The sequence below is a fragment of the Flavihumibacter fluminis genome, from assembly GCF_021491375.1.
Taxonomy (GTDB): domain Bacteria; phylum Bacteroidota; class Bacteroidia; order Chitinophagales; family Chitinophagaceae; genus Flavihumibacter; species Flavihumibacter fluminis.
In genome coordinates this window covers 44,799-71,780 of record NZ_JAKEVY010000008.1, presented here as the reverse complement: position 1 = coordinate 71,780, position 26,982 = coordinate 44,799, and the positions used below count along the sequence as shown (strand labels likewise).

General features: G+C 44.2%; 27 protein-coding genes. 19 read left to right on the top strand and 8 right to left on the bottom strand.

Features of this window, described 5'->3' with window-relative positions:
• Positions 1 to 136: 136 nt before the first annotated feature.
• Both L0U88_RS20445 and L0U88_RS20440 read right to left on the bottom strand, forming a co-directional pair.
• Positions 137 to 508, bottom strand: a complete 372-nt coding sequence (locus L0U88_RS20445; RefSeq protein ID WP_234868685.1) for a hypothetical protein — start codon at positions 506 to 508, stop codon at positions 137 to 139.
• A 70-nt stretch (positions 509 to 578) separates the two neighbouring features.
• A complete protein-coding gene (locus L0U88_RS20440; protein WP_234868683.1) occupies positions 579 to 1,019 on the bottom strand; it encodes a nucleoside deaminase in 441 nt (146 codons plus the stop codon).
• Here L0U88_RS20440 and L0U88_RS20435 point away from each other — a divergent pair, their 5' ends adjacent.
• Both L0U88_RS20435 and L0U88_RS20430 read left to right on the top strand, forming a co-directional pair.
• Complete coding sequence (locus L0U88_RS20435; protein WP_234868682.1) at positions 1,020 to 2,465, top strand: aldehyde dehydrogenase family protein; 1,446 nt, start codon at positions 1,020 to 1,022, stop codon at positions 2,463 to 2,465. It begins immediately after the preceding gene.
• Positions 2,466 to 2,527: 62 nt separating this feature from the next.
• Positions 2,528 to 3,082 carry a glutathione peroxidase gene (locus tag L0U88_RS20430; RefSeq protein WP_234868680.1) on the top strand — a complete coding sequence of 185 codons (555 nt, stop codon included), beginning with the start codon at positions 2,528 to 2,530 and terminating at the stop codon, positions 3,080 to 3,082.
• Here L0U88_RS20430 and dusB read toward each other — a convergent pair.
• A complete protein-coding gene (gene dusB, locus L0U88_RS20425; RefSeq protein WP_234868678.1) occupies positions 3,079 to 4,113 on the bottom strand; it encodes a tRNA dihydrouridine synthase DusB in 1,035 nt (344 codons plus the stop codon). The two genes, L0U88_RS20430 and dusB, sit on opposite strands and share 4 nt — an antisense overlap.
• 76 nt (positions 4,114 to 4,189) lie before the next feature.
• Between dusB and L0U88_RS20420 the strand changes: the two genes are divergently transcribed.
• The 6 genes from L0U88_RS20420 (at position 4,190) to L0U88_RS20395 (ending at position 10,132) form a co-directional block, all read left to right on the top strand.
• The gene (locus tag L0U88_RS20420) at positions 4,190 to 5,143 is read left to right on the top strand and encodes a CPBP family intramembrane glutamic endopeptidase (RefSeq protein WP_234868677.1); all 954 of its coding nucleotides are present in this window, start codon (positions 4,190 to 4,192) and stop codon (positions 5,141 to 5,143) included.
• Between the two features lie 14 nt (positions 5,144 to 5,157).
• Entirely contained in the window at positions 5,158 to 6,006 is an 849-nt protein-coding gene (locus L0U88_RS20415; RefSeq protein ID WP_234868675.1) for a phosphatidate cytidylyltransferase, read from the top strand.
• A 52-nt stretch (positions 6,007 to 6,058) separates the two neighbouring features.
• Entirely contained in the window at positions 6,059 to 7,090 is a 1,032-nt protein-coding gene (gene pheS, locus L0U88_RS20410; protein ID WP_234868673.1) for a phenylalanine--tRNA ligase subunit alpha, read from the top strand.
• 11 nt (positions 7,091 to 7,101) lie between these two features.
• On the top strand, positions 7,102 to 7,950 hold the full coding sequence (locus L0U88_RS20405) for a 3-hydroxyacyl-CoA dehydrogenase NAD-binding domain-containing protein (protein ID WP_234868672.1): 849 nt from the start codon (positions 7,102 to 7,104) through the stop codon (positions 7,948 to 7,950).
• Entirely contained in the window at positions 7,947 to 8,969 is a 1,023-nt protein-coding gene (locus tag L0U88_RS20400; protein ID WP_234868671.1) for an NAD-dependent epimerase/dehydratase family protein, read from the top strand. Before L0U88_RS20405 ends, L0U88_RS20400 begins: the two co-directional genes overlap by 4 nt.
• Before the next feature lie 74 nt (positions 8,970 to 9,043).
• Positions 9,044 to 10,132: a carboxypeptidase-like regulatory domain-containing protein gene (locus tag L0U88_RS20395; protein ID WP_234868670.1), complete on the top strand. Its 1,089-nt coding sequence runs from the start codon at positions 9,044 to 9,046 to the stop codon at positions 10,130 to 10,132.
• Between the two features lie 3 nt (positions 10,133 to 10,135).
• On the opposite strand, the gene L0U88_RS20390 is transcribed toward L0U88_RS20395, so the two are convergent.
• Positions 10,136 to 11,080 (bottom strand): UDP-3-O-(3-hydroxymyristoyl)glucosamine N-acyltransferase, encoded by a 945-nt coding sequence (locus tag L0U88_RS20390; protein WP_234868669.1) that lies wholly within the window; start codon positions 11,078 to 11,080, stop codon positions 10,136 to 10,138.
• A 211-nt stretch (positions 11,081 to 11,291) separates the two neighbouring features.
• On the opposite strand from L0U88_RS20390, the gene L0U88_RS20385 reads away from it, so the two are divergent.
• From L0U88_RS20385 to L0U88_RS20365, 5 genes are read left to right on the top strand one after another with little or no spacing between them, the layout of a single operon-like run.
• Positions 11,292 to 11,876, top strand: coding sequence for a pseudouridine synthase (locus tag L0U88_RS20385; protein ID WP_234868668.1), 585 nt, complete (start codon positions 11,292 to 11,294; stop codon positions 11,874 to 11,876).
• Between the two features lie 45 nt (positions 11,877 to 11,921).
• Positions 11,922 to 12,797 carry a YicC/YloC family endoribonuclease gene (locus L0U88_RS20380; protein WP_234868667.1) on the top strand — a complete coding sequence of 292 codons (876 nt, stop codon included), beginning with the start codon at positions 11,922 to 11,924 and terminating at the stop codon, positions 12,795 to 12,797.
• A 15-nt stretch (positions 12,798 to 12,812) separates the two neighbouring features.
• Positions 12,813 to 13,286, top strand: coding sequence for a gliding motility lipoprotein GldH (locus L0U88_RS20375; RefSeq protein WP_234868666.1), 474 nt, complete (start codon positions 12,813 to 12,815; stop codon positions 13,284 to 13,286).
• A gap of 2 nt (positions 13,287 to 13,288) precedes the next feature.
• Positions 13,289 to 14,272: a sensor histidine kinase gene (locus tag L0U88_RS20370; RefSeq protein ID WP_234868665.1), complete on the top strand. Its 984-nt coding sequence runs from the start codon at positions 13,289 to 13,291 to the stop codon at positions 14,270 to 14,272.
• A gap of 5 nt (positions 14,273 to 14,277) precedes the next feature.
• The gene (locus L0U88_RS20365; protein ID WP_234868664.1) at positions 14,278 to 14,985 is read left to right on the top strand and encodes a response regulator transcription factor; all 708 of its coding nucleotides are present in this window, start codon (positions 14,278 to 14,280) and stop codon (positions 14,983 to 14,985) included.
• A 3-nt stretch (positions 14,986 to 14,988) separates the two neighbouring features.
• Here the strand turns inward: L0U88_RS20365 and L0U88_RS20360 are convergent, their stop codons facing one another.
• Genes L0U88_RS20360 through L0U88_RS20350 form a run of 3 tightly spaced genes read right to left on the bottom strand, consistent with a single transcriptional unit; the run spans position 14,989 to position 18,476 of the window.
• Positions 14,989 to 16,827, bottom strand: coding sequence for a BatD family protein (locus L0U88_RS20360; RefSeq protein WP_234868663.1), 1,839 nt, complete (start codon positions 16,825 to 16,827; stop codon positions 14,989 to 14,991).
• An 11-nt stretch (positions 16,828 to 16,838) separates the two neighbouring features.
• Complete coding sequence (locus L0U88_RS20355; protein ID WP_234868662.1) at positions 16,839 to 17,537, bottom strand: SDR family oxidoreductase; 699 nt, start codon at positions 17,535 to 17,537, stop codon at positions 16,839 to 16,841.
• An 18-nt stretch (positions 17,538 to 17,555) separates the two neighbouring features.
• Positions 17,556 to 18,476, bottom strand: a complete 921-nt coding sequence (locus L0U88_RS20350) for a DUF2167 domain-containing protein (RefSeq protein ID WP_234868661.1) — start codon at positions 18,474 to 18,476, stop codon at positions 17,556 to 17,558.
• An 80-nt stretch (positions 18,477 to 18,556) separates the two neighbouring features.
• Between L0U88_RS20350 and L0U88_RS20345 the strand changes: the two genes are divergently transcribed.
• Positions 18,557 to 19,255 (top strand): YjjG family noncanonical pyrimidine nucleotidase, encoded by a 699-nt coding sequence (locus L0U88_RS20345; protein ID WP_234868660.1) that lies wholly within the window; start codon positions 18,557 to 18,559, stop codon positions 19,253 to 19,255.
• Positions 19,256 to 19,459: 204 nt separating this feature from the next.
• On the opposite strand, the gene L0U88_RS20340 is transcribed toward L0U88_RS20345, so the two are convergent.
• Positions 19,460 to 20,122 (bottom strand): phosphatidylserine decarboxylase family protein, encoded by a 663-nt coding sequence (locus L0U88_RS20340; RefSeq protein WP_234868659.1) that lies wholly within the window; start codon positions 20,120 to 20,122, stop codon positions 19,460 to 19,462.
• A 63-nt stretch (positions 20,123 to 20,185) separates the two neighbouring features.
• Here L0U88_RS20340 and L0U88_RS20335 point away from each other — a divergent pair, with 63 nt between their 5' ends.
• The 5 genes from L0U88_RS20335 to L0U88_RS20315 all read left to right on the top strand — a co-directional run bounded on the left by L0U88_RS20335 (position 20,186) and on the right by L0U88_RS20315 (position 26,976).
• Entirely contained in the window at positions 20,186 to 21,325 is a 1,140-nt protein-coding gene (locus L0U88_RS20335) for a formimidoylglutamase (protein WP_234868658.1), read from the top strand.
• 22 nt (positions 21,326 to 21,347) lie between these two features.
• A complete protein-coding gene (locus tag L0U88_RS20330; RefSeq protein WP_234868657.1) occupies positions 21,348 to 22,688 on the top strand; it encodes a D-alanyl-D-alanine carboxypeptidase/D-alanyl-D-alanine-endopeptidase in 1,341 nt (446 codons plus the stop codon).
• A gap of 36 nt (positions 22,689 to 22,724) precedes the next feature.
• Positions 22,725 to 24,635, top strand: coding sequence for a DNA mismatch repair endonuclease MutL (gene mutL / locus L0U88_RS20325; protein WP_234868656.1), 1,911 nt, complete (start codon positions 22,725 to 22,727; stop codon positions 24,633 to 24,635).
• Positions 24,636 to 24,723: 88 nt separating this feature from the next.
• Positions 24,724 to 25,086 carry a BlaI/MecI/CopY family transcriptional regulator gene (locus tag L0U88_RS20320; RefSeq protein ID WP_234868655.1) on the top strand — a complete coding sequence of 121 codons (363 nt, stop codon included), beginning with the start codon at positions 24,724 to 24,726 and terminating at the stop codon, positions 25,084 to 25,086.
• A 3-nt stretch (positions 25,087 to 25,089) separates the two neighbouring features.
• Positions 25,090 to 26,976, top strand: a complete 1,887-nt coding sequence (locus tag L0U88_RS20315) for an N-acetylmuramoyl-L-alanine amidase (protein WP_234868654.1) — start codon at positions 25,090 to 25,092, stop codon at positions 26,974 to 26,976.
• Positions 26,977 to 26,982 lie beyond the last annotated feature (6 nt).

Here is a 26,982-nt window from a genome sequence, read left to right as displayed (position 1 = left end):
TTTTGACGGACTGCTATCTGGCTGCGCGGAAACTAAATTAAGGAACCGCCGTATACCGAACGGTACGTACGGTGGTGTGAGAGGACAGATAGCAAACAAATTGTTTGCTATCTTCCTACTCTATTTATTCAACTTGTTAAAAGGGATTACATTCAAAATCTGCCAGGTCGATGGCATCCCAATAGGTCAACCAGTAGTCAATTACATTTCCCTGCTGAATGATGCCTTCGGATCTGTTGTAAAATGATTGTACTCCAAAGCGACTGAAATTACCGTAAACAACGGCTCCTCTCAGCGGTGTAAATCCGCCCCAGCTGCGGATCACAGTGTATCCATAACGGGTTTCCACAACAAAAAAATCACAGTCGAATCCACTGTAAACAACCACCCCTCTTTCCTGGCTCAACCAGTAACGTTCATCAATAACCGGCCCTGGTTCAACATAGGTACGCGTACAGGAAGCAAGTACGAGCACCAGGGGTAAAAAAAGGAGTAGCATTTTTTTCATGGCCTTGAGTTTTATACTCCATAGACCATAAAGCAGGTTCAGGGCTTAACAAGGGAATGTTAAAATCCATTCAACGCCTGGCTCTGAAAAAACTTTTCATCAGTTCCGCAGCTTCTTCTGCCAGCACACCAGTGCGAATAATGGCTTTCGGGTGGAAAGGAGATTGGTCGCGCGTAAGACGGGCGAATCCGTTTTTTTCATCTGAAGCGCCCCATACAATCTTGCCAAGTTTACTCCAATAAAGGGCGCCTGCACACATAAGGCAGGGCTCCACAGTTACATAAAGTGCTGCATCTGGCAAGTATTTAGCACCAAGGAAACTGAATGCAGAAGTGAGTGCAATCATTTCAGCATGTGCAGTTGGATCATTCAGCTGCTCCACCTGGTTATATCCCCTGGCAATAATGCGATCATTAATTACCACCACCGCACCCACCGGCACTTCCCCGGCATCATATGCCTGGCTGGCAAGTACCAGTGCCTGTTTCATAAAATGTTCATCCGAAAGCATATGGTGAAGGTACTGAAAACAGTATTGAACCAGGATTGTATACAATTGTTGTATTTTGAAAGTATGATACCAGATATAACCCCGGAACAATTGGATGGATTGAAGCTGCGCTTTCAATCCGGATTGCTGGCAGCTTATAAAGCTCGTATACAAATTCTCAAACAGCTGAAGCAGTCAGTTCTTCGGAACGAAGATGCTATTTATGCTGCCCTTAAAGCTGATTTGCACAAATCAAAAGAGGAATCATGGGTAACCGAAATTGGTATCACAATCGCCGAAATTGATCATGCCATTCGACATCTGAAACAATGGATGCGTCCGCGGAGAGTGGCAACCAACCTGGTAAATCTTCCATCGGCCAGTTACCTCTATCCTGAACCACTGGGTGTAGTATTGATTATTGCTCCCTGGAATTATCCTTTTATGCTGTTGCTTGGTCCAATGGTGGGCGCATTGGCAGCAGGTAATCTGGTGGTAGTAAAGCCAAGTGAGTATGCTCCTGCTACTGAAAAAATCCTGGAAAAAATCATTCAGGAAGCCGCTTTACAGCAGGAAATTTTGTTTGCACCTGGAGATGGAGCGGTAGTGGTTCCCGCTATGATGCAATCTTTCCGGTTTGACCATGTGTTTTTTACAGGAGGTACTAAAGTCGGAAAAAAAATATACGAAATGGCTGCCTCCAAACTGGTGCCGGTTACCCTGGAACTGGGTGGTAAAAGTCCCTGTATTGTGGAAGAGGACGCCAGGGTTGAAGTGGCTGCCAGGAGGATTGCTGTTGCCAAGTTTTCCAATGCCGGACAAATCTGTATCGCGCCTGATTACCTGCTCGTGCATGAGCGGATTCGTGAAAGACTGGTTGAAGCCATTAAGTTAAATATCCGGAAATTTTATGGTGAAAATCCGCAGCAATCCGGGGATTATTGCCGCATCATCAACAAGTCTCAATTTGACCGGCTCAATTCATATTTAAGGGGAGGAGTTTTGCTGCATGGCGGAAACAGTGATGAAAGGGATCTCTATATTGAACCAACCCTGATTAAACCCGAATCGCTTTCAGTTCCAATTATGCAGGAAGAAATTTTTGGTCCCATTTTGCCGGTTTTCAGTTTCAGCACAAAGGAGGAGGCACTGGCGATTGTGCAGCAACATCCGAATCCGCTTGCTTTTTATGTGTTTACATCCAGCAGTAAAAAAGAGGAGGACTGGATTCAAGCCATACCAGCTGGAACCGGATGCATAAATAATGCTGCCTGGCAGTTTACCAATGCGGCGCTTCCCTTTGGTGGGCGGGGCGATAGTGGAATTGGGGCTGCACATGGAAAATTTAGTTTTGATCGCTTCACGCATTATAAAGCCGTTATGAAAACACCCGCCTGGTTTGATCCGGCCATCAAATATCCTCCCATGAAAGGGAAGCTTTCACTATACAAAAAAGTAATTGGATGAATCATAAACGCACAGTCCTGTCTGGCCGCCAACGCTTACTGAAATTCATTTATCCGCTCCTTATGAAATTGGGGAAATGGACGGGGATGAAGGCCGCTGTTCTTTCCAATAAGGAGGAGAAAAAACCACTTACGCCGATCTATAACCGAACTGTTGACCTTGCAGGCGGAAGGCAGTTGCCTCTTGAGCAACTCAAAGGGAAAAAATTATTGTTGGTCAACACTGCTTCGGATTGCGGATATACTGCCCAATACGAAGAGCTGCAGCAGTTGTATGAGCGATTCCCGGATCAGTTAAACATACTGGCCTTCCCGGCTAACGATTTCAAAGAACAGGAAAAGGGTGATGATGCGTCAATTGAACAATTTTGCAAATTGAATTACGGGGTCACTTTTCCGGTTGCCAAAAAATCGAGCGTTATTCCCGGTGCCTCCCAAAATCCGGTATTTCAATGGTTGTCGAATCCGGCAGAAAATGGATGGTGCAACAAGGCTCCGGAATGGAATTTTTCCAAATATCTTTTAAATGAAGAGGGAGTATTAATTAATTATTTTGCCCCTGGTGTATCACCATTGGATGCATCGGTTATTGAAGCACTAGATAACGGTAAGGATTAGCCGCAATTATAGGACAGATTATTCATTTCCACCTGCCGGTGTTCAAACTGGAATCCGGTATATACCTGAATGATTTCATCCAGTACACCATCTATTTCTTCCACCGTTTTGAAGGTCACCAATTTGAGCCGGTATTCCTTGATGTTGGGGAGACCTTTCAGGTAATTGTTGTAATGCCTTCTCATTTCATTAATGCCGGGAACCAGTCCTTTCCATTCAACTGATTTGTGGAGGTGTCTGCGGATTACATCCACTCTTTGCTCAATGGTGGGAGGGGGCAGGTGTTCTCCCGTGGCAAAAAAATGTTTGATCTCATTGAAGATCCAGGGATACCCAATAGCAGCCCTGCCGATCATAATACCATCTACACCAAATCGCTTTTTATAGTCAAGTGCTTTCTCTGGTGAGTCAATGTCTCCATTGCCGAAAATGGGAATCTGGATTCTGGGGTTTTCTTTTACCCGGGCAATATGCGTCCAGTCTGCTTCACCTTTATATAATTGACTGCGGGTTCTGCCGTGAATGGCCAGGGCTTTAATGCCGGTATCCTGTAAGCGCTCTGCCACCTCTCCGATATTAATGGAGTCGGCATCCCAACCCAGGCGGGTTTTGACTGTTACAGGTAGATTGGTGGAACGCACACAGGCAGCAGTGAGCCGAACCATCAGATCGATGTCCTTCAATACGGCGGCCCCGGCTCCTTTGGTTACAACTTTTTTAACCGGACAACCGAAATTAATATCCAGCAGGTCTGGTTGAACCGTGTCCACAATCCGGGCACTCATCGCCATCGCTTCTTCGTCGCCACCGAAAATCTGGATTCCGATGGGGCGTTCTGCTTCGTAAATATCCAGTTTTTGACGGCTTTTGATTGCATCCCGGATCAGTCCTTCGCTACTGATGAATTCCGTATACATCATATCAGCGCCATTCAGTTTACATACTGCCCGGAATGGGGGATCACTCACATCCTCCATCGGAGCGAGTAGGAGTGGAAAATCCGGAAGTTCTATAGAGCCTATCTTCACCATGCCGCTGTTTGAAAGCGGCAAAGTTACGCCATAAAATGCCAGTTCTGCCCAAAAAAACGCATCTTGCAGACATCGTATGAATACTTATCTGAAGTATAAACCCGCCTGGTTGCAACTGGTCGTTTTTGGCAGCCTGACGTTTGGGATGTATTTGGCATTGGGCTTGGTAGCATTTTATGGAATTGCCCATGGAATGGGAGTGTCTCTGGAGGATATCCAACAGATGAATCTCGAAAAGCCCGGAGTGGTTGCAGCACTGAAATGGCTGCAGGCCATTTTGAGTATTGCCATTTTTTTATTGCCCGCCATTGTGTTTGCCTACCTGAGTGATCGTCGCCCATTTGCCTATCTTGGTCATAAAGCGCCTCAACCCTCCAGTTTCTGGTGGATGGGAGTGACGCTGATGTTGCTGGCCTACCCGGCTGCATCCTGGCTGAATATGGTAAATCAGCAAATCCACCTGCCTGAAGCTTTTGAGTCAATGGAAGCGTCCATGCGGCTTGCGGAAGACAATGCCATCAAACTGATGAAGGCTTTCCTGGATATGAAAAGCCTGACTGACCTGATCGCCATGCTTTTTCTCATTGCAGTACTACCAGCAATCTGCGAAGAGTTTTTTTTCAGAGGGGTACTGCAGCGCCTGTTTATCCAGATCAGTCGACGTCCCTGGATTGGCATCATCATCACTGCCGTCCTGTTTTCTGCTTTTCATGGCCAGTTTTTTGGTTTTTTCCCAAGGCTTTTGCTTGGAATTCTGTTAGGTGCGATTTACTGGTACAGTGGCAGTATATGGCCGGCCGTGCTCGGCCATTTTGTAAACAATGCCGTGCAGGTGATCCTGGTCTATCGAAATAAAAACTTCATAGAACAGGAGCCTGTAATTGAACCTGTTTATGTTGTCCTGAGTGTATTTGCAATCATTGGGATTACCTGGTTTATGCAACGGATTTCGCATACTCATTTCGGAGAGCTATACGATACTGATGATGATCTCATACTTCCTTCCCGAAGAGTCAACAATGATGTATAACTGAATGTACTGCCATGGCGTTTAACTGGAAAACATTCTGGACCCGAGCATCTACCGCCCTGATTTTTGTTGCGGTAATGCTAACCGGCTTGTTCTGGAATCAGTATGCTTTTTTTCTGCTTTTCACTGTTATCCATTTTGGGTGCTGGTATGAGTATCAGCAACTGGTTGGGAAATTTGAACCCCGGTATACTAAAATCACACCGGTTCATCGTTGGGCTGTTCAGATAGCAGGCTGGTGTGTGCTGCTTTATTTCACCGGCGATCAGTTTGTTTGGAGAGACTTGTCGCTGCATGCAGTGGGTTGGTGGATGGGGTTATTGTTACTATTCATGCTTCCGATAACGGAACTTCTTTTTTCCCGGAATATTGAGTTGATAAATATCCGTTATTCCTTTTTGGGTGTCTTATATATCTCCCTGAGCTTCGGCCTGCTTATGCATTTGCGTGCCCTGCCTGAAATTGGTAAAATCGCACCACTTGCCATTATTTTCACCATCTGGATAAATGATACAATGGCTTATCTCGTGGGATCTATGATTGGCCGCACACCTTTGAGTGTCATTTCACCCAAAAAGACCTGGGAGGGCACATTAGGTGGTATCATACTGGCTGTCGCAACCCTATCTATCTGGGCATGGTGGATTGATTTGCCTGTGCATCATGCTATCGCAATTTCCCTGATTGCCGCAATCAGCGGAACATTTGGCGACCTGCTGGAAAGTAAACTGAAAAGAATGGCAGGTGTTAAGGATAGCGGACAAATCATGCCCGGTCATGGTGGATTTCTCGACCGGTTCGACTCTTTATTGCTGGCTACTCCCTTCGTATGGGTCTATTTCCAGTTATTCATCCTTCGATAAGCTGTTTCATTCGCTGCGCCGCTTCTCATCCTGGCTTCTTATCTTTGTTGATATGGAAATGATCGTTAAGCAAATTGAAGCATACCGGGAAGAGATCAGTGGCCTGGAAATTAACGGACCGGCCTCCCTGGAGGAATATCGCCTGAAATTCTTAAGTACTAAAGGAATCGTGAAGTCTTTGTTTGGAGAGATGAGAAACATTCCAGCAGACCAGAAAAAAGAATTTGGTGCAGTTCTAAATGCCTTCAAACAGTTTGCTGAAGAGAAATATGAAAACTGGAAACAGTCCCTTGAAAGCCAGTCTGACCAGGGTACTGTGGGGGTGGATTATACACTGCCAGGCGACCCTCTACCCGTTGGTTCACGTCATCCCATCAGCTTGGTGCGTAACGAAATACTAAGCATTTTTCGCCGGCTTGGATTCTCTGTGGCGGAAGGGCCTGAAATTGAAGACGACTGGCATAATTTCTCTGCACTGAACCTGCCGGAAAATCATCCGGCGAGGGATATGCAGGACACTTTTTATCTCAGCCAGAACCCCGATTGGTTATTGCGTACGCATACCAGTAACGTGCAGATCCGTGAAATGGAAAAAGGCAAATTGCCCATACGCATTGTAAACCCCGGACGTGTGTATCGTAACGAAACCATTTCTGCAAGAGCCCATTGCTTCTTCCACCAGGTGGAGGGATTGTATATCGATGAACAGGTATCTTTTGCCGATCTGAAACAAACACTTTATTTCTTTGTACAGGAGTTGTTTGGTAAGGATGTTAAGATACGTTTCCGTCCATCCTATTTCCCTTTTACCGAGCCTAGTGCAGAAATGGATATCAGTTGCCTGCTCTGCAATGGAAAAGGTTGTAATGTTTGTAAGCATACCGGTTGGGTGGAAATCCTGGGATGTGGTATGGTGCATCCGCAGGTTTTGGAAAATTGTGGAATTGATTCTAATAAATATACCGGCTACGCTTTTGGAATGGGAATTGAACGAATCACCATGTTGAAATACCAGATCAATGACCTCCGTTTGTTCAGTGTGAATGATGTCCGGTTCCTTCAACAATTTACGGCAAGTATTTAATGGATGCAACCATGAAAAATCGCTCCCTCTTAGTTTGTGGTGCGGGTACAATGGGTGCTGGAATTGCACAGACCGCCGCACAGCATGGCCTGTCCGTGATGTTATTTGACCTTTCAGAGCCGGTTTTGAAAAAAGCGGAGGAGCAGATCAGGCAGCGATTGGAAAATCTTGTCCAGAAGCAAAAAATCTCGGAATCGGCATTTGATTCAATAGTGCAGTCCATTGAATATACCACCGACATCTCACTGTGTAAAGCCCCCGTCTTACTGGAGGCTATTGTTGAAAAACTTTCCGTTAAGAACAAGCTTTTTGAAGAACTGGCAGCGCTTAATGGCCCGGCATCCATCTATGCCACCAATACATCTTCTTTATCGGTTGAAGAAATTGCAGTTGCACATCCCTATCCTTCCCAGGTAATAGGAATGCATTTTTTCAATCCGGCTCCTTTGATGAAACTGGTGGAAGTGGTTACAACTTCCCACAGCTCACCTGCAGTGGTCCGGAAAATAGTAGAACTGGCAACCAACATGGGTAAGACACCGGTAATCTGCAAAGACTCTCCCGGATTTATTGTTAACCGGGTTGCAAGACCCTTCTATATCGAAGCGCTTCGCTTGGCTGAACAGGGAGTGTCATTTTCATTAATAGATGATTTGATGGAGGCGGCAGGATTTAAAATGGGACCTTTTCGGCTGATGGATCTGATTGGAAATGATGTGAACTATGCCGTCAGTTGCAGTGTTTATGAACAACTCGGAAAACCCGAACGACTTCGCCCCTCATCTGTACAGGAGCAAAAAGTTAAAGAAGGTAATCTGGGCAGAAAAACCGGGGCCGGTTATTACACGTACAAATCATGATTGCAGCATCTCCTCATCCAATAATAAAATCCGTACTGGTAACCGGGGCAACCGGCTTTTTAGGTGCCTATATTCTGCAGGTACTGATTCAAAATGGATATAAAGTGCGGGGACTTGCTAGAAACACTTCATCCAGGCCTTTTTTTATTGCACCTGAAATCCTGCAACAAGTTGAATGGGTGGAAGGTGATGTGCTGGACCTCGGGTCATTGGAAGACGCGCTGCAGGGCATGGATGCTGTAATTCATTCCGCAGCAATTGTATCCTTTCATCGTGCGGACCGGAAAAAAATGTATGCCACCAATATAAATGGCACTGCTAATGTTGTCAACTTTTCTATCGAAGCAGGCATCAAACGTTTCGTTCATGTTAGCTCTGTCGCCGCCCTGGGTAGAACAGCAAATGGCGAATCGGTTACGGAAGAAAAAAAATGGGTGGACAGCAGGTTGAATACACACTATGCTTATACCAAACACCGGGCTGAAATGGAAGTCTGGAGAGGACTTGCAGAAGGACTTGAAGGTGTAATTGTAAACCCAAGTACTATTCTTGGATTTGGTAATTGGGATAACAGCAGTTGCGCCATCTTTAAAAATGTATACCAGGAGTTTCCCTGGTATACCAACGGTGTGAATGGGTTCATCGATGTGCAGGATGCTGCCAGAGCAATCGTTGGCTTATTGGAGCATACTGTAACAATGGAGCGCTTTATATTAAATGGAGAGAGCTGGAGTTTTAAACAACTACTTGAAACGATTGCAAAAGGATTGAATAAAAACCCTCCCTATAGAGAAGCAGGCCCCTTTTTAAGCAGCCTCGCCTGGAGATTGGAAAAAATCAAGGCTGCTTTTACAGGAAAAAAACCATTGCTTAGCCGGGAAACTGCGAAAATAGCGCAGAGTAAAACCTATTTTGATAACAGTAAATTGCTGCAATTCCTTCCGGATTTTCACTATACCCCCCTTGAAAAGGCTGTTCTTTCCGCTGCCGAGCGGTACTTACTTCACTATTCAAGATAAATGGCTTCTTTTTTGCATTCACGATATACCATCGACTGCAAATTCACGTTCAAATTACCTGAAATCAATATCGCATGAAAAGAGTATTGCTTCTTTCGTTTTTCATTTTCCTGTTTTCCTTGCCGGCATTGCTGGCGCAGGAAAGATTTACCGTAACTGGAAAAGTGCTGGACTCAGCCAGTCAGCAACCGCTCAAAGGTGCATCTGTGTTTTGCCAGAATACCACTTTTGGAGTTATTACCAATAATGAAGGAGAATTCAGTATCTCACTGCCTAAAGGCGGATACGATCTGGTAGTTTCTTTTACAGGATATCAGTCAGGTGAACAGCGCATCAATGCTTCCAATACAGAGCCTTTGTTCATCCAACTGATCCCAAAGGATAACAGTATGGAGTCGGTAACAATTGCGGGCAGTAATGAAGTACCGGATGGATGGAATAAATACGGCAGTTTTTTTAAAGAGCAATTTTTTGGCACTACTATCAATTCCCGGGAATGTGAACTGGAAAATCCTGAAGCACTGCGTTTTTTCTACAGCAAAAAAAGAAATCGTCTCAAAGTGCTGGCAAAGGAAGAGCTCCGGATAGTGAATCGCGCACTGGGTTATAAAATCAGGTACGGGATGGATTCTTTGAGTTATGAGTATGGAACCAAGATCTCCACTTTCAGCGGTTACCCATTTTATGAAACCATGAATGGCACTCCGGAAGAAGAAGCTTTATGGGAAAAGAACCGGAAGAAAGCATACATGGGAAGTAAGTTGCATTTTATGCGCAGCTGGCATGCAAAAACGATAGAAGAAGAAGGGTTTGTACTCGAGCAGGTTACCAATCAGGATGCCCGTGAATTTGAATCAGCCCGCCTGCCCGAATATTATGATACCAGTTTTTATTTTAAAGACAGTGGGGTAGTTGAAATTCTGTTACCTGGGAAATTCCGTATCAAGTACTACAAAGAGTTGCCTGATCCGGCTTTTGTCAAGTTTTATAAACTGCCTCCACATATCCGGGTACAGCTAACAGTACTGGATATTCTGGATGATTTTGTTATTGAAGAAAACGGTTACTGGTGGGAACAGGCAGACCTGATCAATACCGGCTACTGGAGTTATGAACGAATTGCAGATGCTGTTCCTTATGATTATAATCCCCAGAGAGAATAGCAATCAGGCATTCAGTTTCTTCCATATTTCGGGAATTCGTTTGATCCAAACGAGTTCCCGTTTTTTTGTGGATGCATCTTCAGCTGGGGAGCCAAAATAAACCTTACCGGCTTCCAGGTCTCCACCTACACCAGACTGAGCCAGCACAATTGCATTCTTGCCAATCGTGAGTGTTTTGCTCACGCCAACCTGTCCCCATAAAATTACACCATCCTCAATAGTGGTAGCTCCTGCAATCCCTACCTGTGCAGCAAACAAACAGTTTTTCCCGATGATGGTATCATGACCGATATGGACCATGTTGTCGAGTTTGGTTCCTTTTCCGATGCGGGTATCATGACTAACTCCTCGATCTATAGTGCAACCGGCGCCAATTTCAACCTGGTCTTCAATAATTACTCTACCACAGCTCTCCATTTTTTTATACCAGACTTCCCGATCCTTTTTCCCGTTGTAATAAAATGCATCTGAGCCAATAACGGTTCCGGACTGAATGATTACGTCGTCGCCTATTATGCAATGATCCAGGATGGTAACATTTGGATGAATCCGACAGTTTTTTCCAATTTCAACCTGGTGACCAATGAAAACATTTGGCGCGATATAACTGCCTTCACCAATTTTTGCACTCTCTGCAATAGAACGAAAGGCTGGCTGAAAAGGTCTGAAATGAGCAACAATGGCAAGATAGGCTTCGAATGGATTTTCCACTACCAGTAAGGCTTTTCCGTCAGGCACTACAACTTTGTCTGTATTAATGATGATAAAAGATGCGGCAGACTGAATACATTTCTGATAATACTTGGGATGGTCAACGAAAACCAGGTCACCATTTTCTACGCGGTGTATTTCATTGATACCTGTTGCCTGTCCGTTTTTATTGCCAATTACAGTTGCATTAATCAGGTCGGCAATCCACGTGATGGCAACAGGTGAAGGAAACTGCATAGTTTAAAATTTGAACAAAGGTAATTGCATTGAATTGGATTGATAAAGTCCATCCTTTTCCACAGACTAAAATAAAATGTGAATAAAATTTTTGTAAATATTTTTTTCAATAGAGAAAATTATTTTTAATATTGTGTAGGGAATTTCTGTTCCCTACTTACTAACCCATCATAATAATAAAGCTCGGTTTACTCCCGGGCTTTTTTTATACATGCTATACTACTTCGTACTATACAAACCTTACGAGGTTTTATCACAATTCAGCAAGGAAGGAGATAAGAAGACACTGAAAGATATTTGCTCAGTGCCGGTGGATGTTTATCCGGTTGGCAGGTTGGATTATGATAGCGAAGGATTGTTGTTGCTCACAAACGACCGGACCATGAATGCTGCGCTACTGCAACCTGCAAAGGGGCATTCCCGCACCTATCTCGTGCAGGTAGAAGGTACTATAACCAGCCAGGCATTGCAGCAATTGCAGAATGGTGTTGAGATTTCCGTAAATGGAACAACTCATCTGACCAGGCCTGCAAAAGTGAAACTGCTGGAGAAAGAACCTGCCGTACCTGAACGAAATCCGCCAATCCGATATCGAAAAAACATACCGACCAGCTGGATTGAACTGACCTTGACAGAAGGAAAGAATCGCCAGGTAAGAAAGATGACGGCCAAAACCGGTTTCCCAACGCTACGGCTGATACGCTACCGGATTGGCAAGTTAAGTGCCGATGGCTGGGAGTCGGGCGAACTCAGAACCTATTCCAAAAAGGAACTAACGTCACTGGTATTTGCGTAGCCATAGTCAATAGATTCCTTACCTTGCCCAATAAAACAGATTCACATGCTGAAATCAATGACCGGATTTGGAAGAGCTGAACGGAATGTCGGGGACAAAACATTTTTGATAGACATAAAATCATTGAACGGGAAACAATTTGATTGTTCCTTGAAAATGCCTGGATTTATAAAACCTTTCGAGTTTGATATCCGCAAGCGCCTTTCTGAAAAACTGCAGAGAGGAACCATCGATTGCACCATCAGCCTGAAGCAAACCGGAAATGCAAAACCCGTAAGTATAAATATCTCGCTGGCCAAAGCTTACTTTCAGCCAATTGCTGAACTTTCCAAAGAGTTGGGATTGGATGATTCCCATATTCTGGGAAATATTTTAAAGCTTCCTGAAGTTATCACCCCTACCTCAGATACATTGACGGAGGACGAATGGCTGGTTTTCCAGTCGATCCTTGATGAAGCTGCGGATGATCTGAATCAACACCGCCTGGAAGAAGGAAAAGTGCTGGAAGCTGATCTGCTGAACAGGATTTCCAACATCGAAAAGCAGGAGGAGCTGATAGCAGCGTTAGAACCAAAACGGAAGTTGAAGATTCGGGAGGGCCTGGTGAAACTACTGGAAGAAAATGTGGGCGCAGAACAGTATGACAAGAACCGATTGGAACAGGAAATCATTTACTATATCGAAAAAATTGATATCAGTGAAGAACAGGTAAGGCTGAAGAATCACTGCGACTATTTTCGCACCCTTCTTCGTGATAACGATGCCGAAATCGGGAAAAAGCTTTCTTTCCTGCTGCAGGAAATTGGCAGAGAAATTAATACCACCGGAGCCAAAGCATATGATTCCACCATCCAGCAATCGGTAGTGCTGATGAAAGATGAGCTGGAAAAAGCAAAGGAGCAGGTTCTGAATGTCTTATAAGCTATTTTTACGGATATGAAAAGATTCCATTTTGCATGGCTTCCGATTTTGATGCTGTTGTTTGTTTCCTGCCAAACCATTGATGTGTTTGAACGTAACGCAACGCTGGAAAATCATAGCTGGCAGGTTGCTGATAAGCCATCTTTCGAATTCAATATTACAGATACCGTTTCCCGTTATAATATTTTTGTAGTAGTGCGTCATGCTGATGCATACCGCTACAATAATTTGTGGTTGAATATTCATACCAAAGCGCCTGGAGATTCAGTAGCACAGGTGCAGGCGCTTGATCTGCAATTAGCGACCAATGATAAAGGTTGGCTGGGTGCAGGGATGGATGATATTTATGAACATCGGGTTCGAATTTCCCAGGCTCCTGTTTCATTGAAAGCGGGTACTTACCAATTCAAGTTGGAACAGATCATGCGCGATGATCCGTTGGAACATATCTTAAATGTGGGAGTTCGGGTCGAAAAAGCTCCTGACTAATTATGCCTCTCCGCTTTTTACCTAAACAGAAACTGGCACTTGCTACCATTCTCTACTGGTTTTTGCTATTGTATATTATTGCCGCCCTTCTTTTCTGGTATATCCGCTTACAGGAGCAAAGCAGCCAGATGGCCAATTACCGGCTAATGGAACTGGTTGCCGATGACCCGCAGTACCTTAAAAAAGTGGAGCAGATCAATGAAGAGTCCATTCGTAAAACACACCAATACCGCGGAGAAGGCGCTACCTTTTTATTCATCATTCTAGTGGGAGCTGTTTTTGTTTTCAGGGCAGTACGGCGGCAGTTTAAAGTTGCCCAACAGCAACAGAATTTCATGATGGCTATTACACATGAACTGAAAACACCTATCGCAGTAGCCAAGCTGAACCTGGAAACACTTCAGAAACACAAACTGGATGAAGAGAAAAAAGACAAACTTATCCGGATGACCCTTCAGGAAACCAATCGACTTAATACGCTCACCAATAATATTCTTATTTCATCCCAACTGGAAGGCGGTGGTTACAAACTGGTAAAGGAAGACCTGGATTTATCTGCCTTGATTTCACGGCTGGTTATGGATTTTAAACAACGCTTTCCTGACCGCACCTGGATCCTTGAGATACCCGATTCTATTCATCTCAAAGCCGATCCTTTACTTATCCAGATTCTGATTAATAATCTGCTGGACAATGCAGTGAAATATAGTCCCAGGTCAGCTTCTGTTCAAGTGAAATTAGGACGGGGTACATCCAATGTTGAAATGTCAATAGCAGACCAGGGACCCGGCATTCCGGATGAAGAAAAAGGAAAAATTTTTAAGCGGTTTTATCGAATCGGGAATGAATCCGTACGAACCACCCAGGGAACCGGTTTGGGGCTCTATCTGTGTAAAAAAATCACAACAGATCACCGGGGTTCCATTCGGGTTTCAGATAATCAGCCCAGTGGAGCTAACTTTATAGTTCAGTTACCCAACAATTAAACAACATGGCAGACAATATTTCCATTTTGCTGGTTGAAGACGAAGAAAACCTGCACGAGGCATTAAAACTGAACCTTGAACTGGAAGGATATGAAGTAAGTTCGGCCTATGATGGTTTATCGGCTGTAAAAGCTGTTCAGCAAGAGTATTTCGATCTGGTTATATTGGATATCATGCTGCCGGGGATGGACGGACTTACAGTCCTGGAATCCATTCGCATTCAGCACAACGAAGTGCCCATATTAATTTTAAGCGCTAAAAACAGTAGTGCTGATCGGGTTACAGGTTTGAAAAAAGGAGCCGATGATTACCTGACCAAACCATTTAACCTGGAAGAATTAATGTTACGGGTCCATAAACTGATTCAAAAAAATAAAAAATTAAAGGATAAGGATACCATTGGAGATACCTACCAGTTTGGGTCCAATAAAATTGATTTCAGGGCGCAGGAAGCTACCACTCATGATGGACAAAAGATCCAGCTCAGTAAAAAGGAAGCCATGTTACTGAAACTGCTGATTGAAAACAAAAACGAAGTGGTACCAAGGGAGAAAATCCTGCAGACTGTATGGGGATATAATGTATACCCAACTACACGTACCATTGATAATTTCATTCTTAGCTTCCGTAAATATTTTGAAGAAGACAGCCGCAATCCCAAATATTTTCACTCCGTGAGAGGAGTGGGTTACAAATACGCGGAAAATGAATAAGTATTAGGATTGCTGCACTTTAGTAAGCAAACCTTCCACCTCTGTCAATATAGCTGCAGCATCCGCAACTGCTATTCCGGGTGCATACAAGGCCCACTCACACCGATTCCAGATTGAATCGAGCGCCGCCAGATCGTTATCACTCCATCCCCTTGCTTTCAGCATCGGAACTACGGTTTCTTTCTTTCTTTCAGATGGAGCAAGTCCAAAATGATCCCCGATGCAATTCCAGATGCTTGTTTCCAATTCCTTGAAGAAAAGCACGGGATCCTCTTTTCCTGCTGCCCATCTGGGCGATATTAGATAGTCTGATATTGTTCTATGTACAGGTTCAGGATTAACAGATACAAGTTCGGACGGCTTTGGATTTGCAGGAGCATGACCTGTTTTTTTTCTTCCCATTATTAGCCAGATCATGCCACCAAATACCAGCAGCCCTACACCTATGATTATCAGTTTGCCGGGAGATAAAACAGGCTCAGAAATTTTTTGCGTCGCGGGTTTCTCGGGCATTCGGTTAAGGGAGGGTGTTATTGTCAGAGGGATGCTATCTGTCCTGAGTGTTTTATATGCCTTTGTTCCCGGATCAAAAAAGCTGAATTCAATCCCGGGCAATTGAAAAGTTCCGGGTGCTGAACTGGTAATGGTATAGGTAATTGTTTTTTTACCCTCCATCGGACTAATGCTTTTGTTCAGTTCTTCTGTGATCTGCGGATCAAAACTGGTGATGCTATCCGGTAAAAACCATTCGGGAGCATTGATAAGGGGAAGGTTGCCGCTTCCTTCAATTTCAAGGACATAGGTCAGGTTCTCACCCGCTGCTATTTTGTTAGTCGAAGTAGCTCCCTTGATGGTGAATTTGCCAACTGCGCCGGAGAAACTGTTGGGGGCGCCTTGCGGAAGAGGAAGGATGGTTACTGTACGGGCCGGACTTGCAACTGTTATCTGGTGTTCTTCCCAGGTTCCGGATGCATCACCCATCAGATCATCAATCAGTCGTTGCAAGGAACTCCTGTTGGCTGATCCGGATGTTTGGTCGGTCCGAAGGAAACGAACCTTGTTTTCCAGCTCAACCGGTTCCAGTTCAAACGTACCTTCCTGCAGCGGGATAAGCTGGGTTTTACGAATGATATGCGACTGGTATTCCTTACCATTCCTTTCTTCGATAGTGGGACCAGCACCGTCCAGCTCAATCATATCGTATACACTGAATCCATTCATGGAGGGGCGTTTGCTGACTCTTGAATCGGAACGAAGTCTTGTCAATAATTTATAGGTGGAAACGATGGGTTCTCCAACATATGCGGTGGTTTTGTCGAGATCCAAAACCACGAGGAGTCCTTTTTTTATTTTCTCAGCGGGTGTTTCCCCAGGTTGAAGAATATAATCTTCCTGGATCTGACGGCGGTATGCACTAATGCCAGGATCAATCGGATAGGGATTTGCAGACTGAGGGGTGGCATTACCAACTTCAATCCTCAACTGATTCGACTTCGTCCGTTTCCCGTTAATGAGCGCAGTCGCTCCCTGTATGATTAATTTGCCGGTACGCTTTGGTCGCAGAATGAATGTCATTGCCTGGTACCTTGAAATTTCACCATTCACCAGGCTCATACCACTGGTTTCAATTGGTCCCTGCAATACATTGAAATCAGTAAATGGAGGCGCTTCAAAAGATTCAATCTGGCTGGCATTTTCAGCAATGAACTGCACTTGTAAAATATCGTTCAGTCCAATAGACTGCTTATCGGCAAGTGTAGTAAAGTTGACCTGTGCTGTTGAAAAAAATGGCAACAGTAAGATTGATACAATCAGAAGTATAGTAGAAAAACGAAGCTGCATGCAAGCACAAATTACAAATCACCTAATTGGGGGCGAAGAATAATGTCTTCAACGCATGCCCTGCTTGATAAACGGCTGGTGGCAACAATCATAAGGGCAATATCACGGGCTTCCATCATACGATTCGGATCTATACCTGATCCGGACCAGCTATCAGTGTAGGCGGCGCCAGGTAAAACGGCGGTAACCTTTATACCATGGGGCTTCATTTCTTCCCGAAGGTTTTTGCTGAAGCCGAGCAGGGCATATTTGCTGATGCTGTAAGCGCCTCCATTTGGATAAGCGGAAATGGAAGCGATGGAACAGATATTGAAAATATGGCCGGATTTTCTGGCCATCATGCCCGGTAAAAAATGGCGGGTAAGATGGTAGGCAGATAATAAGTTTACGGATAGAGAAGTTTCAAGTGCACCCTCTTCTTCATTGTGGATGCTTCCTGGTATAAAAAGGCCAGCATTGTTAATCAAAATATCGGGAACACCATGAGATAACACCCAGTCGGCAAAATCTCTTACTTCCTCCCGTTTGGAAAGATCGGTTGGGCGTGCTTTAAATTCACTGGTGGGGAACCTGTTTTGCAGGTCCTTTAGCGTTTCGTATAACTGGAAATCATTCCGGCTGCATAAAAAAAACTGATGTGCTTCTGAAGCAAACTCCTCGGCCACAGCTTTTCCAATACCCTTGCTGGAGCCTGTTATCACAATAATCATGCGTAAATGTACGCCATCTTATGCAGTTGCCTTGCCAGGTTTTCTTTTAGAATTGCTAAAACGACGTATAAAGAATATTGTACCGATCATCAGCAGGGATCCGGCAGCAATGGGTTTAGGGAATGCAGCCAACATACTCTTCTGCTGCTTTCCTGAAATCAGTTCCTCCAGTTGCCAGTTCTTTTCCGAGGAAACCGGGTTTGCCTGATCGGAATGACGAAATCCTTCCATGAATTCACTTTGTGACAAGATAAAAGGTAATACCTTTTTAATTGCAGGCAACTGATCCATTGTACCAACAGCATTGATCTTGAGAACTCCGTTTTTACCGAGTAAGCGAAGGTTGTAATTCACAAGCGATTCATCACTTCCGTTTACTTTGAGTTCAGTAGCCCAGTAAAGCGCTTTTTTATAATCATCGAAATAGGGGATCATTACCCAGTTTTCCACCTGAAGTGCATTGAATCCCTGCTCCAATCTTTTTTCATTGGCTTCCTGTAGTTGTTCGCGAATATTATTAAGCAATTCAAGATGGTCAAATTCTTTCTGTTTCTCGCTTGAAACATATCCGATCGGAGCATAGCTGATTACAAAACTATAATCGTTGTTAATGTTGGAAGGAACAAAATCGGATCGAACAATCATGCCCAGAACCTCTTCATCCGGAATATTTCCCCAGATATTTTCCAGGATATACCTGGCCTGATCTGGTTCAATAAAATAATGTCCGTCAGGAACTTTCATTCGAATCGACTGGTCAGAAAACCGGAGTTTACCTGAATGAAATTTCAGAACCTGGTTAAGGGAATCTGCCTGTTTTTTGAAAGTTGCCTGAATTTGACTGGGTTCAGAGGATGCCAGCTGAACACTATCGATCGGTTCAGCATAGGCAGACAAGGAAGCAATCAGAGCGCTGCCTGCGAGTAGAATTTTGGTCATAGGGATCAGAATATTTAGGATGCTACGGACTGCCAAGATAATAATTCTTTAGAATCATGCAATACCTTTGTCAATCATATATGAAGCATTATTCACATTTATTCTTCGATTTGGATCATACACTGTGGGATTTTGAAGAAAACGCAAAAAAAACCCTGGAACATCTCTACAAAGAGATGGAATTATCTACAAAGGGAATAAGTGATTTTACTTATTTCCATAAACAGTATTGTGCGCATAACGACCGGCTATGGGAGCGCTATCGTAATGGCTTGATTAAAGTGGATGAGCTTCGGTGGAAGAGAATGTGGCATACCCTGCTGGATTTTAAAATCGGGAATGAACAACTGGCAAAAGAACTCAGTGCGGCTTTCCTGGCTCATTTGCCGCACCGGAATATATTGTTTCCGCATGCCCATGAATTACTGACCTACCTGCATGAAAAAGGGTATGCTTTACATTTAATCACCAATGGATTTGAAGATGTTCAGCATGCCAAACTGAAGAACGCAGGAATAGATCATTTTTTTGGGGAAGTTATTACATCCGAAGGCAGCAATAGCCTCAAACCCAATAAGGAAATCTTTGAATTTGCTTTTCGTAAAACGGGTGCTGTTCCACACACCAGTATCATGATCGGCGATCACCTGGAAGCGGATATTATGGGCGCCAAAAATGCCGGAATGGACCAGGTATTTGTGAACCATATCCGCGAAACGGCAAGTTTTGCACCAACTTATACAGTGTATAGTTTAAAGGAAATAATGGAGATATTTTAAGGGAGGAAAGGAAGAGGGGAGAAAGGAAGGGGGAACAACGGAAACGGGAGACAAAGGAGACAGGGAGTTCATTGAAAGCAAAGGAGGTACTGCCGTTCAATGCCACGGCTTATGTACAAATTAATGACTCCATAGAAGCGTGCAAATTAGGGTTTTCACATCTCACGTTTCACGTTTCACGTCTCACGTCTCACTTTTCACCTTTCACTTCTTCAATGTCGCCAACACATCTACCCCGCCTTTCACAGCCTGGCCGAGTTGTACATTTACCTCGGTGCCAACAGGTAGCAGAAGATCCACGCGACTACCAAATTTAATGAAACCCAGTTCTTCGTTCTGTTTCACTTTCATGCCGGCTTTCAGGTAATTGACAATCCTTTTTGCGAGTGCACCGGCGATTTGTTTTACCAGGATTTCTGTATTACCGGTTTTTAAGACCACACTGTGACGTTCGTTTTCGGTAGATGATTTGGGATGCCAGGCCACCAGGTATTTTCCTTTGTGATATTTGCTGTAAATAACCTCACCAGATATCGGATTGCGGTTGACATGCACATTAGCCGGACTCATAAAAATGCTCACCTGCAGGCGTTTGTCGTGGAAATATTCTTCATCAAATACTTCTTCGATAACCACTACTTTTCCATCGGCCGGACATATAACTTTATCTTCTCCAAATGTATGTGTTCTGTTAGGCAGTCTGAAAAAGGATATGATGAAAAGAAGCAGCCCTAGCAATCCAACAAAAATGATCCAGCTGATCAGGGGTGCAGATGCACTGATAAAAAAGAATGACAGCAGGTTGAGGATTACAAAAATAAGGGTGGCAATGGCGATGGATTTATAGCCTTCTTTGTGAATAGTCATGTTGGTCGATTAAACCGTAAAATTAGGCATAACGCTAAAGAGTCCAATTATTATCTTGCAGCCATGAGTGAAATGCAACATTTAACGGATTTTGTTTTGCCGGTTTCATTGGCTGCCATCAGTGAAGACCAGGGTTTCCGAGCAGGTCAGATGGGAAAACAGATCCTGGTATATGAAGAAGACGCCTTCCCGGAATTGGATGCTGTTGATCTGGTTTTGGTAGGTTGTGGAGAACAAAGAGGACTGGGAATGGGCAGACCCTTTTGTAAGGGAACCGATCAGATTAGGAAAATGTTTTATAGAAGTTTTTACTGGCATACCGAAATCAGGATTGCAGATATCGGCAATATCAAACCTGGTGCATCACTCAGCGATACCTATGCAGCACTAAATCTTGTCATCCGGGAATTGACTGACGCAGGAAAGCGGGTTTTGATCCTTGGTGGTTCACATGATCTTACGCTTGCCCAATACCATGCTTATGCGAGCAGACAGCAACTCATCGAAGCTGTTTGCATTGATGCAAAAATTGATCTGGATATGGAAGCGTTGCCCCAGGCTGATCATTTTTTGATGGAAATGCTGACCGGCGAACCCAATTTCATGAAACATTATAGCCACCTGGCTTTTCAGAGTTATTATGTACATCCCTATATGCTGGAGAACATGGATAAACTCCGGTTTGATTGTTTCAGGGTTGGAACCGTAAAGGAACAGATTGATGAAATGGAACCGGTCATCCGGAACTGTCGCATGGTAAGTTTTGATTTGTCAGCTATGGCCCATGCCTATGCCCCGGGATCTGCTATTTCTCCCAACGGGTTGAATGGAGAAGAAGCCTGTGTACTTGCCCGGTATGCAGGCATGAGCCCGGTTGTAAACAGTTTTGGAATTTATGGATACCAACTGGCAAAAGATCCGGAAGAACTGACCGCGCAGCAGATCAGCCAGATGATCTGGTATTATATTGATGGTATTAATAAGGGGAAAACGGAGGCTGCCTTAAAGGAAAGAGATTCCTTTTATGAATACAATACAGCGTTTGCAGAAGTGGAAACCCTGTTCCTGCAAAGTAAACGGACCGGCCGCTGGTGGATGCAATTGCCCGATAACCGATTCATCGCCTGTTCCTATAAAGATTATCTGATTGCGAGCAATAATGATATTCCCGAACGCTGGTTACGGGCGCAGGAAAGAAACTGAGTATTTTAGTTATTTTTAAAGAATGCGCTTATACACACATGTAGTTTTTTCAGTTTTGCTGATGCTTATCCTGTCGGCTTGTTCGGTTTCCAAAAAACTGGATCAATACGCTCAAAAACTGGTTCTTCAGGAAGAGGGACTGAGACAGGCTCATATTGGCATCAGTATTTACGATCCACAAAAAGCCAGTTATTTATACAACTACCAAGGCGATAAATATTTTATTCCGGCCAGCAATACCAAACTGTTCACTATGTATGCAGGGATGCGGTATCTGGGGGATTCGCTTCCTGGCATCCGATATGCTGAAACTGCAGACAGTATCTACCTGCTGCCTACTGGTGATCCCAGTTTGCTGCATCCTGATTTTCCTGTTCACCCGGTTATCGACTGGTTGAAATCAAATCAGAAAGAGCTGGTTATTCAACAGGAGAACTGGCGGGAGAAAGAACTGGGTTATGGCTGGTCCTGGGACGATTACAACAGTTCATATATGGCGGAGCGGAGTCCACTACCGGTATATGGCAATACCATCCGCTGGACGCAGGTACTCGAAAAATCCGAATCAGAAGACGGACAGCTGGTAAACGAAGCCTTTGTGTATTCAGAACCTGAAGTTTCCTGGAAGGTGAATTTTAATCCGGCAAAAACATCCAGTTTTTCGGTTATACGTGACCGGTACTCCAACCAGTTTACCATCTCGGAAGGGAAGGAGATTTTAAAAACACTGGAGATTCCTTTTGTAACAAATGGCCTTTTTTCCGCGCTTGATTTATTAAGGGATACAATCGGTCGTTCCATTCTTCTGGTGCCTGGCGAGAATACCAGAAAGGCCGACCGGGTTTTATATTCGCAGCCAACAGACAGTCTCTTAAAGCTGATGATGCTACGCAGCGATAATTTTTATGCCGAACAGGTTTTGCTGATGGCATCGCAACAGGTTTATGGCTGGATGAATACCCGAAAAATGATTGATACCATTTTAAAGGCCGACCTCAAAGGTTTGCCACATTCACCAAATTGGGTGGATGGATCCGGTTTGAGCCGTTATAATTTATTCACGCCGGTTGATATGGTATGGCTACTGGAAAAAATGGAGCAGGAGTTTGGCCGCAATAGAGTAGATGCCATACTTGCATCCGGCGGAAAAGGAACATTATCGAATTACTATTCTGATTTAGGTGATGCAATGAAAGCGAAGACCGGGACATTAAGCGGGCAGGTTGCATTGAGCGGCTATCTGACTACAAAAAAAGGAAAGCGATTGATTTTTTCGGTTTTAGTAAACAATCACCAGACCAGTGCAGTAAAAGTTCGAAGGGCCGTGGAAGCGTATCTTCAAAAAGTCTGGGAGCGGTATTAAAGGCAGGTGTTATCTTTGCCGAAAGGAGTGTGAACATTGGCAGATACCATACAATTATTGCCCGATCATATAGCTAACCAGATCGCGGCGGGAGAAGTGATTCAACGTCCGGCTAGTGCAGTAAAGGAATTGTTGGAAAATGCAGTGGATGCAGGAGCAACCGAAATTCGGCTGCTGGTTAAAGAGGCCGGAAAATCCCTTATTCAGGTAATCGACAATGGAAAAGGGATGAATGAAACGGATGCGAGGCTCTGTTTTGAACGGCATGCTACCTCCAAGATCCGTCAGATCGACGATCTCTTTCATATCAATACAATGGGGTTTCGCGGGGAAGCACTTGCTTCTATTGCGGCAGTTGCGCAGGTTGAGTTAAAAACCAGAAGGTCACAGGATGAACTGGGTACCTACCTGGAAATGGAGAACAGTATGGTGGTAAGGCAGGAGCCGTGTGCTACAGCAGCCGGCACCAGCATCGCGATGAAGAACCTGTTTTTTAATGTTCCGGCCCGGAGAAATTTTTTGAAAAGTAATGCTGCCGAAATGCGGCATATCATTGATGAGTTTACCAGGGTAGCAATGGCTTTTCCCCATATCTTTTTCTCGCTTTCTCATAATGACCAGCAGGTTTTTCACCTGGATAAAGGATCGCTCAAACAACGGATTGTTCAATTGCTTGGGAATGCCTATTTATCGAGGTTAGTGCCTGTTCAGGAACAAACCGATTATCTCAATATCCAGGGCTTTATTGGTAAACCGGATGCCGCCAAGAAGACCCGGGGGGATCAATATTTTTTCGTTAACAACCGGTTTATCAGAAGCGCTTACCTGAATCATGCAGTGATGCAGGCTTTTCAGGATCTGATACCGGCCGATAGTTTCCCGCTTTATGTATTATTCATTGATCTGAATCCGGAACAGATTGATGTGAATGTGCATCCAACCAAGCAGGAAATCAAATTTGAAGACGAAAAAATTGTATATGCATTTGTACAGGCTGCCGTGAAACATGCGCTTGCACAATTCAGTATAACGCCTACCCTGGAATTTGATATCGATGCCGGTATTCAACAATCAGATGCGGTTGCCAAACCATTTACGGATGAACACCGGCAGGCAGCGAGCAGTTCTGAGCTGTACCAGGCTTTCAGCAAATCCAACCAGGCACACTTTATCGAAAAGGGAGGTTATTCAGGAATCGGCGGGTCTGGTGCTGCAACAGGTGGAGCTGCACAGGAGAAAGCGATGCCTTCCTGGAAAGATTTTTTTGAGAAACCAGCAACAGATAAGCATACTGGTGGATTGCCAGCAGGCAAATTGGGTGATGAAGAAGGTGAATTGTATTTTGATTGGGAAAAGCCCCGAAAAAAATGGCAGTTGCTGGAGCATGCTGAGTTGCTTCAAATCCAGTTGCAGTACCTGATTGCTCCAACCCTCCAGGGCTTTCTGCTGATTCACCAGCAATTTGCTCATGAACGGGTTTTGTATGAACGTTACGCTGCAGCCCTGGTTGGAAAAATCATAGCATCCCAGCAAAGTCTTTTTCCAGTGACCCTGGAACTGGCCCCGGCGGATGCGGCCCTGCTGACGGAACTGCTTTCAGATATGCTATTACTCGGCTACCAGATTGATCCCTTTGGTAATAATAGCTTTGTGGTTCAGGGGAGTCCGGCCGATATTGTTCAGGGCAATGAGAAAGCCGCGATTGAACAATTGCTGGATCAGTACAAACATTTTAGCAGTGATGTCAAATTTTCCCGGCGGGAAAAACTGATACGTTCCCTGGCATCCCAACATTCCATCAAGTCCGGAACTGCACTTACCCAGGTGGAAATGCGCCGGCTGGCGGAAGATCTGCTGCGCTGTGCGCAGCCCAACATTACTGCGAACGGCCGCCCTACCTTCATCGACTTCAACCAGGATTACCTCTCCCGTTCCTTTGGTCTCTAACCTCACCGGTCGGGTTTAAACTACTTGAAAAAATATTTGCATAACTAAAAATATAGTTTTAGATTGCTATGACTAAATTATTAGTTATATGAAATCGTTGACAAAAGCCGAAGAGGAAGTGATGCAGGTTTTGTGGGGAATTGGCCAGGGATTCTTAAAGGATATCATGGAAGCTACGGAGGAGCCAAAGCCGCACTCCAATACCATTGCCACGATTCTTAAAATTCTGATCGAAAAAGGCTTTGTGGAAGCAATTCAGCAGGGAAGAAATAACCTTTATCGTCCTCTAATCAGTAAAGCCGATTATGGCAAGCGATCCGTTCAGCAAATTGTAAAAGGATATTTTGAAGGATCCGCTACTAACCTGGTGAGCCAGTTTGTGAAGGACGAAAAAATTTCAGTTGATGAACTGGAAGCACTTTTGAAACAGATTCGATCAGCTAAAAAATAAGCCATGCTCCCCTATTTGTTGTACCTCTTCAAAATGCTTGTTTCCTCGGCTATTCTGCTGGGTTATTACTGGATCTTTCTACGGGATCAGCGTTTTCATCAGTATAACCGGTATTACCTTTTAGGAGTGCTGATCATCTCAATGGTGCTTCCATTGCTTCATTTTGATTTGTCGTTCTTTAATGAAGGGATAATCAGCCAAACTGTAATCCGAACTATCGAGGTAATCTCCGTGTATGGGGAAGGTGAAAATGTGGAAGTAAGCCCTGTTGGATCGATGTTGAGATCAATTACAATTTTAAAACTAATCTATTCTGCTGGTATAGGTGTTGGTTTTTGGGGATTGGGTATTGCGCTTCGAAGGATTCACAGGATGCGAAAAATCTATAAAGGTGAGCAACTGGATGATATTACAATTTATCATACCAGGGAAAAAGGAACGCCTTTTTCATTTTTCCGATCTGTATTCTGGAACGACCAGGTTTCCCTGAATAGCAGAGCCGGTCAACAGATTTTCAGGCATGAACTTTACCATATACGGCAATATCACAGCCTGGATATCCTCTTTTGTCAGCTGGCCATTCTGGTTTGCTGGTTTAATCCTTTTTACTATCTGATAAGGAATGAATTAAGGGCTGTTCATGAGTATCTCGCGGATCAGCATGCCATAGGTAATGATGGTCCACTCGAATACGCAGAAATTTTACTGGAACGAAGCATTCAGGAAAAGCAGCTGGCGCTTACCCATCCATTTTTTCAGTCACAACTTAAACGTCGAATAACCATGTTAACCATTAAACCTTTCCAAAAATCCGGCTACCTAAGCCGGGTGCTGGCCCTGCCTTTGGTTGCCAGCCTTTCCTTCCTGTTAGTTGCTTTTGTCATTCGTAAGCCATCCGAAGGTGGTTTTGTTGCCAAAGAGCCGGTTACCATTGTAGTGGATGCCGGGCACGGCGGACCTGATCCGGGTATTAAGTTACCAGACGGCCAAACAGAACAGCAACTGGCATTACAAATTAGCCGGAAAATTGCCAGTCTGGGTCCTGATTACAATGTCAAGGTTCTCCTAACCAGAATGGACGAGTCATTGCCAGATAATTTAACGGATCCATTTGAAGCGAATAAGTGGCGTGTTTTGTATTCCAATTCCATAAAGCCAGCATTGCTTCTATCGGTGCATTTAAATGGTAGCGATAACAATTCATTAAACGGATACGAGCTACATGTTCCCCGGTCAAACGGGCCGCACCAACATCTGAATGCCTCTTTAACAGCAGCTCAGATTTTGCAAAATCAGTTAAGTCCGGTTGTCAAAGTAAATGGAATAAAAGAACGTCAAAATAAAGGAATCTGGGTGCTTGACAAATCTGAAACTCCCGCTTTACTGATTGAATGTGGTTTTCTTACCAATCCGGGTGATTATGAGTTTATCAGGGAAACAAAGAATCAGGAAACCATTGCCCGGAAAATCCTCGAGTCAGCTGTATTATTTGCTGAACATCAGCGGGGCAATAAAGCTGTCCAGATAGATACGGTTCCTATGTCAAAAACACCCGGCAAAGGTGAAATTACATTTACACAGGCCGAACAAATGCCATTTTATCCGGGAGGAAAAGAAGCCTGGCAAAAGTTTTTAAACACTACACTGCGATATCCCCAGGAAGCAATTGATTCCGAAACAACGGGCACCGTATTACTCGGATTTGTAGTTAGAGCAGACAGCACCTTAGCAGATATTTCGATAATCAGCGATCCAGGTAAAGGACTAGGACAGGAAGCAAAACGAGTGCTGGAAGCCAGCGGAAAGTGGGCTCCTGCCAAACAAAAAGGTCAGGCGGTTAACTGTTACTTTAAACAGCCCATTACTTTCCACCTCGAACGAGAGTTTTGATTTCAG

What these genes read in the sequence shown, in the direction of transcription:
- L0U88_RS20445 (WP_234868685.1), bottom strand. Translation starts at nt 508, where the DNA reads ATGAAAAAAATGCTACTCCTTTTTTTACCCCTGGTGCTCGTACTTGCT.
- L0U88_RS20440 (WP_234868683.1), bottom strand. Translation starts at nt 1,019, where the DNA reads ATGCTTTCGGATGAACATTTTATGAAACAGGCACTGGTACTTGCCAGC.
- L0U88_RS20435 (WP_234868682.1), top strand. Translation starts at nt 1,020, where the DNA reads ATGGTGAAGGTACTGAAAACAGTATTGAACCAGGATTGTATACAATTG.
- L0U88_RS20430 (WP_234868680.1), top strand. Translation starts at nt 2,528, where the DNA reads ATGAAATTGGGGAAATGGACGGGGATGAAGGCCGCTGTTCTTTCCAAT.
- dusB (WP_234868678.1), bottom strand. Translation starts at nt 4,113, where the DNA reads ATGGTGAAGATAGGCTCTATAGAACTTCCGGATTTTCCACTCCTACTC.
- L0U88_RS20420 (WP_234868677.1), top strand. Translation starts at nt 4,190, where the DNA reads ATGAATACTTATCTGAAGTATAAACCCGCCTGGTTGCAACTGGTCGTT.
- L0U88_RS20415 (WP_234868675.1), top strand. Translation starts at nt 5,158, where the DNA reads ATGGCGTTTAACTGGAAAACATTCTGGACCCGAGCATCTACCGCCCTG.
- pheS (WP_234868673.1), top strand. Translation starts at nt 6,059, where the DNA reads ATGGAAATGATCGTTAAGCAAATTGAAGCATACCGGGAAGAGATCAGT.
- L0U88_RS20405 (WP_234868672.1), top strand. Translation starts at nt 7,102, where the DNA reads ATGAAAAATCGCTCCCTCTTAGTTTGTGGTGCGGGTACAATGGGTGCT.
- L0U88_RS20400 (WP_234868671.1), top strand. Translation starts at nt 7,947, where the DNA reads ATGATTGCAGCATCTCCTCATCCAATAATAAAATCCGTACTGGTAACC.
- L0U88_RS20395 (WP_234868670.1), top strand. Translation starts at nt 9,044, where the DNA reads ATGAAAAGAGTATTGCTTCTTTCGTTTTTCATTTTCCTGTTTTCCTTG.
- L0U88_RS20390 (WP_234868669.1), bottom strand. Translation starts at nt 11,080, where the DNA reads ATGCAGTTTCCTTCACCTGTTGCCATCACGTGGATTGCCGACCTGATT.
- L0U88_RS20385 (WP_234868668.1), top strand. Translation starts at nt 11,292, where the DNA reads ATGCTATACTACTTCGTACTATACAAACCTTACGAGGTTTTATCACAA.
- L0U88_RS20380 (WP_234868667.1), top strand. Translation starts at nt 11,922, where the DNA reads ATGCTGAAATCAATGACCGGATTTGGAAGAGCTGAACGGAATGTCGGG.
- L0U88_RS20375 (WP_234868666.1), top strand. Translation starts at nt 12,813, where the DNA reads ATGAAAAGATTCCATTTTGCATGGCTTCCGATTTTGATGCTGTTGTTT.
- L0U88_RS20370 (WP_234868665.1), top strand. Translation starts at nt 13,289, where the DNA reads ATGCCTCTCCGCTTTTTACCTAAACAGAAACTGGCACTTGCTACCATT.
- L0U88_RS20365 (WP_234868664.1), top strand. Translation starts at nt 14,278, where the DNA reads ATGGCAGACAATATTTCCATTTTGCTGGTTGAAGACGAAGAAAACCTG.
- L0U88_RS20360 (WP_234868663.1), bottom strand. Translation starts at nt 16,827, where the DNA reads ATGCAGCTTCGTTTTTCTACTATACTTCTGATTGTATCAATCTTACTG.
- L0U88_RS20355 (WP_234868662.1), bottom strand. Translation starts at nt 17,537, where the DNA reads ATGATTATTGTGATAACAGGCTCCAGCAAGGGTATTGGAAAAGCTGTG.
- L0U88_RS20350 (WP_234868661.1), bottom strand. Translation starts at nt 18,476, where the DNA reads ATGACCAAAATTCTACTCGCAGGCAGCGCTCTGATTGCTTCCTTGTCT.
- L0U88_RS20345 (WP_234868660.1), top strand. Translation starts at nt 18,557, where the DNA reads ATGAAGCATTATTCACATTTATTCTTCGATTTGGATCATACACTGTGG.
- L0U88_RS20340 (WP_234868659.1), bottom strand. Translation starts at nt 20,122, where the DNA reads ATGACTATTCACAAAGAAGGCTATAAATCCATCGCCATTGCCACCCTT.
- L0U88_RS20335 (WP_234868658.1), top strand. Translation starts at nt 20,186, where the DNA reads ATGAGTGAAATGCAACATTTAACGGATTTTGTTTTGCCGGTTTCATTG.
- L0U88_RS20330 (WP_234868657.1), top strand. Translation starts at nt 21,348, where the DNA reads ATGCGCTTATACACACATGTAGTTTTTTCAGTTTTGCTGATGCTTATC.
- L0U88_RS20320 (WP_234868655.1), top strand. Translation starts at nt 24,724, where the DNA reads ATGAAATCGTTGACAAAAGCCGAAGAGGAAGTGATGCAGGTTTTGTGG.
- L0U88_RS20315 (WP_234868654.1), top strand. Translation starts at nt 25,090, where the DNA reads ATGCTCCCCTATTTGTTGTACCTCTTCAAAATGCTTGTTTCCTCGGCT.